The sequence below is a fragment of the Stenotrophomonas sp. 278 genome (assembly GCF_003935715.1).
Lineage (GTDB): Bacteria > Pseudomonadota > Gammaproteobacteria > Xanthomonadales > Xanthomonadaceae > Stenotrophomonas > Stenotrophomonas maltophilia_AH.
The window spans coordinates 1-4,612 of the sequence record NZ_RHPP01000219.1; the positions used below are offsets into that span (position 1 = coordinate 1).

At 65.3% G+C, this 4,612-nt stretch carries 4 protein-coding genes; 1 reads left to right on the forward strand and 3 read right to left on the reverse strand.

From position 1 onward, the window contains the following. Window positions 1-116 precede the first annotated feature (116 nt). The 3 genes from EGJ34_RS20655 to EGJ34_RS20665 form a co-directional block, all read right to left on the reverse strand. Window positions 117-1,313: an argininosuccinate synthase gene (locus tag EGJ34_RS20655; protein ID WP_125362300.1), complete on the reverse strand. Its 1,197-nt coding sequence runs from the start codon at window positions 1,311-1,313 to the stop codon at window positions 117-119. Window positions 1,314-1,394: 81 nt separating this feature from the next. Next, window positions 1,395-2,405 (reverse strand): N-acetylornithine carbamoyltransferase, encoded by a 1,011-nt coding sequence (locus EGJ34_RS20660; protein WP_125362301.1) that lies wholly within the window; start codon window positions 2,403-2,405, stop codon window positions 1,395-1,397. Between the two features lie 304 nt (window positions 2,406-2,709). Continuing rightward, a complete protein-coding gene (locus tag EGJ34_RS20665) occupies window positions 2,710-3,282 on the reverse strand; it encodes a hypothetical protein (RefSeq protein WP_125362302.1) in 573 nt (190 codons plus the stop codon). Window positions 3,283-3,499: 217 nt separating this feature from the next. Here EGJ34_RS20665 and cysS point away from each other — a divergent pair. Then, window positions 3,500-4,612: cysteine--tRNA ligase (cysS, locus tag EGJ34_RS20670; RefSeq protein WP_125362303.1), on the forward strand; the 1,113-nt coding region annotated here is incomplete at its 3' end.

Sequence of the window (4,612 nt, forward strand, 5' to 3'; positions counted from 1 at the left end):
GTCCACCCCACTACCCCTGGGGGGGGGGGGGGGCCCCCGGGGGCCGCGGGGGGGGGCCCCCCCCCGGGGTGTGGGGGGGGGCCCCCCCCCCGCCCGGGCGCTACCGGTGAACGGGATTACCGGTTCACCTGCGCGTACAACGTGGAGCTCATGCCGAACAATTTAATGAAGCCCTCGGCCTCCTCCACACCCCAATCCGCCGACTGCGCATACGTCGCGCCCTTGGCATTGAGCAGGTGCGGCGACTTCACCGCCACCGCGTCCACGCGGCCACCGCGGGTTTCCAGCACCACTTCGCCGTTGACCTTGCCCTGCGAGGACTTCAGGAAAGCCTCAATGTCGGTCTTGAGCGGGTCGTGGTAGAAGCCTTCGTACACCAGCTCCACCCACTTGCGTGCCACGTCCGGCTTGAAACGGTTCTGCTGCTTGGTCAGCACGGCGTCTTCCAGCGCGCGGTGCGCGGTCAGCAGCGAGACCAGGCCCGGGGCTTCGAACACGATGCGGCCCTTCAGGCCGATCACGGTGTCGCCGGTGTACACGCCACGGCCGACGCCGTACGGGGCGAACAGCTTGTTGAGCTGGGCCAGGATCTGCTCACCCGGCAGCGCCTTGCCGTTCAGTTCCACCGCTTCGCCTTCGACGAACTTCAGGGTGACGTTCAGTGCTTCGGTCGGCCACTGGTCGCGCGGTGCGCACCAGCCACGGGCACCTTCGCCCGGCGCTTCCCAACGATCGATCTCGCCGCCGGACATGGTCACGCCCAGCAGGTTTTCGTTGATGGTGTAGGCCTGCTGCTTGGCGCGCACGCCGAACCCGCGCTCTTCCAGATACTTCTGCTCGTAGGCGCGGGTCTGGGTGTGTTCCTTCTGGATTTCACGGATCGGCGCGACGATCTGGTAGTCGCCCAGTGCCTTCACTGCCAGGTCGAAACGCACCTGGTCGTTGCCCATGCCGGTGCAGCCGTGGGCGATGATGTTGGTGCCCAGTTCGGCGGCGCGCTTCAGTGCAGCGTCGACGATCAGGTAACGGTCGGACACCAGCAGCGGGTACTGGCCCTGGTAGCCTTCGCCGGCCCACACGAATGGCTTGACGAAGCCCTGCCAGATGGCCGGGCCGCCGTCGACGGTGACGTGGCTGGTGACGCCCAGTTCGGCGGCGCGCTTTTCGATGAAATCGCGTTCCTCGTCATCCACGCCGCCGGTGTCGGCGAACACGGTGTGCACGTTGTAGCCGCGTTCCTGCAGGTAGGGGACGCAGAAGCTGGTGTCGAGTCCGCCGGAGAAAGCCAGGACGATGTCTTTGTTCGTGGTCATGGGGGTGAGGCTCTAATGGATGGAATGTGGGATTGCTTGGGCCGGCCAACGGCCGGCGCTACCGGGAGGTGATGTCTGCGTTTATCGGCCGGCGACGGCGGCCATGATCGCCTTCTGCACGTGCAGGCGGTTCTCGGCTTCGTTGATGGCGATGCACTGCGGCGAATCCATCACGCCGTCGGTGGCCTTGACGTTGCGGCGCAGCGGCAGGCAGTGGCTGAACACGCCGTTGTTGGTGAGCGCCATCTTGCGTTCGTCGACGATGAAGTGCTTGTACTGGTCGCGGATGGGCTTTTCCGGTTCCCAGTTTCCGAAGAAGGGCAGCGCGCCCCAGCTCTTGGCGTAGACCACGTCGGCACCGGCGTAGGCGCTGTCGATGTCATGACTGATCTTGAGCGAACCGCCGTTCTCGGCGACGTTCTGCTCGGCCCAGCCCATGTAGCGCTCGTCCAGGATGTAGTCGGCGGTCGGGCACAGCAGGGTCACGTCCATGCCCATGCGGGTGGCGATGGTCAGCGCCGAGTTGGCCACCGCAGTGTTCAGCGGCTTGGGGTGGTAGGTCCAGGTCAGCACGTACTTCTTGCCGCGCAGGTCCTGGGTGCCGAAGTGTTCCTGCAGCGCCATCACGTGGGCCAGTTCCTGGCACGGGTGGGTGATGGTTTCCATGTTGATCACCGGCACCGGCGAATACTTGGCGAAGCTGTTGAGCACGATGTCCTGGCGGTCATAGGCCCAGTCGACAAACTTCGGGAACGCGCGCACGGCGATGATGTCGCAGTAGCGGCCGAGCACCTTGGCCACTTCGGCGATGTGCTCTTCGGTGTCGCCGTCCATCACCGTGCCCAGGTTGAACTCGATCGGCCACGCGTCCTTGCCCGGCTGCAGCACCACCGCATGCGCGCCCAGCTGGAACGCACCGAGTTCGAAGCTGGTGCGGGTCCGCATGGACGGGTTGAAGAACACCAGGGCAATGGACTTGCCCTTGAGTTGGTCGCCGAGCTTGTTCTGCTTGAACAGGGCGGCCTGGGTCAGCAGGGCGTCCAGTTCCGGACGGCTCCAGTCCTGGGTGTTCAGGAAGTGCTTCAGGGACATCGATCGATCCTTTGAGGCGGGTTTCAATGGAAGAAAGGGTACAAATGCAACTTTTCAAATCGTAGAAACGAAAAAACCCAGCACGGGGGCTGGGTTTTCCGAACAGACAGCACGAAGCTCCGGTTACCCAGCGAAAATGTGGGGTTCCGGTCGGCGGGCACGCGACGTCATGCCCGTAGCCATACGGGCGGCGCTGGTGTCGTGCTGGAAGTCGGTGAGTTTCATCGCCGGCCATCTTTACATGTGGCGACCGTGAAAACAACCGGTAGGTACCGACCGTTGGTCGGTACACAGGCGTCGGTCGTCAGGGGTTCGCCGCGCTGGCCTGCTGTTCGGCGTCGACCCAGGGGGTTATCGAAACCCGGATCTTGAGGCGGTTGCCCGGATCTTCAGGTAACCGCGAACGGTACTTGGTGCCCTTGTAGACGTAATCCACGTCGTAGGCGATGGGCCGGCGGAACTCCCGCCCGACCGGCACGATCTTGCAGTCGCGGGTCAGCAGCGGGCCATTGCCGGCGGCCGGGGCGGCCTCCAGCACCGGGCTGCCGTCTTCGTTCACGGGGGTGTCGTCACGCTTGAAGATCGAACGCACCGAGTCCATGAAGCGACCAAACCGGCCCTTCTCCTCCTGCGGCTCCTCGCCGGTCACGTTGACCGGGGCCAGGGTCCGGGTGGACACCGGCTCGCAATGTTCCTCGGTGCGGGTGGCGCGCAGGGTCTGGAACACCGGCTCCACGTTGAGCACCTGCGCATAGTCGAACTTGACGTTCTCGACAATGACGACCCGGTTGCGGACGTCGGCTTCCTGGGCGCACGCCGTGAAGGCGGCACTTCCGGTCAGGCAGCCAGCCAGCGTCAGCAACAGAGCGGATTTCATTGGCAACGGGTCAGGGGACAAGGTGGATAGTGTAGGCAGTGCAAGGGACAAGGGGCTGAACATTACCCGTCCGTGACGCTTCTGCCCATAGCTGGACGGCCACAAACCGACACCATTTGGCGTGAATGACACCCTCAAGAGCCTGACAGGCCGGCGCGCGGGGGCGTTGTGCTCTAAAATCGAGGACTTGCCCCACTCCCCTCGGCTACCGCCCCTCATGACCCTGCGCCTGCACAACAACCTGACACGCCAGCTCGAACCGTTCACCCCGATCGATCCAGCCTGTCCGACCCTGTATGTGTGCGGCCCCACGGTCTACAACTACGTGCATATCGGCAACGCGCGCGGCCCGGTGGTGTTCGGGGTGCTGGCCGACCTGCTGCGCCGCCGCTTTGGCGGGCTGCGCTACGCGCGCAACATCACCGACGTGGACGACAAGATCAACACCGCCGCGCGCGAACAGAACGTGCCGATCAGCGCGATCACCGACCGCTTCGCCGCGGCCTACCGTGAAGACATGGCCGCGCTGGGCGTGGTGCCACCGGACATCGAGCCGGAAGCCACCGCCCACATGCCGCAGATCATCACCATGATCGAGCAGCTGATCGCCGCCGGGCACGCCTATGCGGCCGAAGGCCACGTGCTGTTCTCGGTGTCCTCCTACGCCGACTACGGCAAGCTCTCGCGCCGGGACCCGGACGAAATGCTGGCCGGCGCGCGCGTGGACGTGGCTCCGTACAAGCGCGATCCGGGTGACTTCGTGCTGTGGAAGCCCTCCAGCGACGACCTGCCCGGCTGGGAATCGCCCTGGGGCCGCGGCCGCCCCGGCTGGCACATCGAGTGCTCAGCGATGGCCGCCGCACACCTGGGCGAGACCATCGATATTCACGCCGGCGGCGTCGACCTGCAGTTCCCGCACCACGAAAACGAGATCGCGCAGAGCGAATGCGCCCATGGCGGCAAGACCTTCGCCCGGTTCTGGCTGCACAACGGCATGCTGAACTTCGGCGGTGCCAAGATGAGCAAGTCGATCGGCAACATCGAGCGGGTGCATGACCTGGTGCGCAAGCACGCACCGGAAGCGCTGCGCTATGCCCTGTTGTCGGCCCATTACCGCCAGCCGCTGGACTGGTCCGACGCCCTGATCGAGCAGTCCGCACGCACGCTGGACCGCCTGTACGGCACCCTGCGTGATCTGGCTGACGTGGAGGCCACGGCGGTGATTCCGGCCGAAGTGGAAGCTACCCTGGATGACGACCTGAACACCCCGCAGGCGCTGGCCGAGCTGGCCCGACTGGGCGCGGAAGCGCGTCGTGCCGAACCGGCCGAC

What these genes read in the sequence shown, in the direction of transcription:
- EGJ34_RS20655 (WP_125362300.1), bottom strand. Translation starts at nt 1,313, where the DNA reads ATGACCACGAACAAAGACATCGTCCTGGCTTTCTCCGGCGGACTCGAC.
- EGJ34_RS20660 (WP_125362301.1), bottom strand. Translation starts at nt 2,405, where the DNA reads ATGTCCCTGAAGCACTTCCTGAACACCCAGGACTGGAGCCGTCCGGAA.
- EGJ34_RS20665 (WP_125362302.1), bottom strand. Translation starts at nt 3,282, where the DNA reads ATGAAATCCGCTCTGTTGCTGACGCTGGCTGGCTGCCTGACCGGAAGT.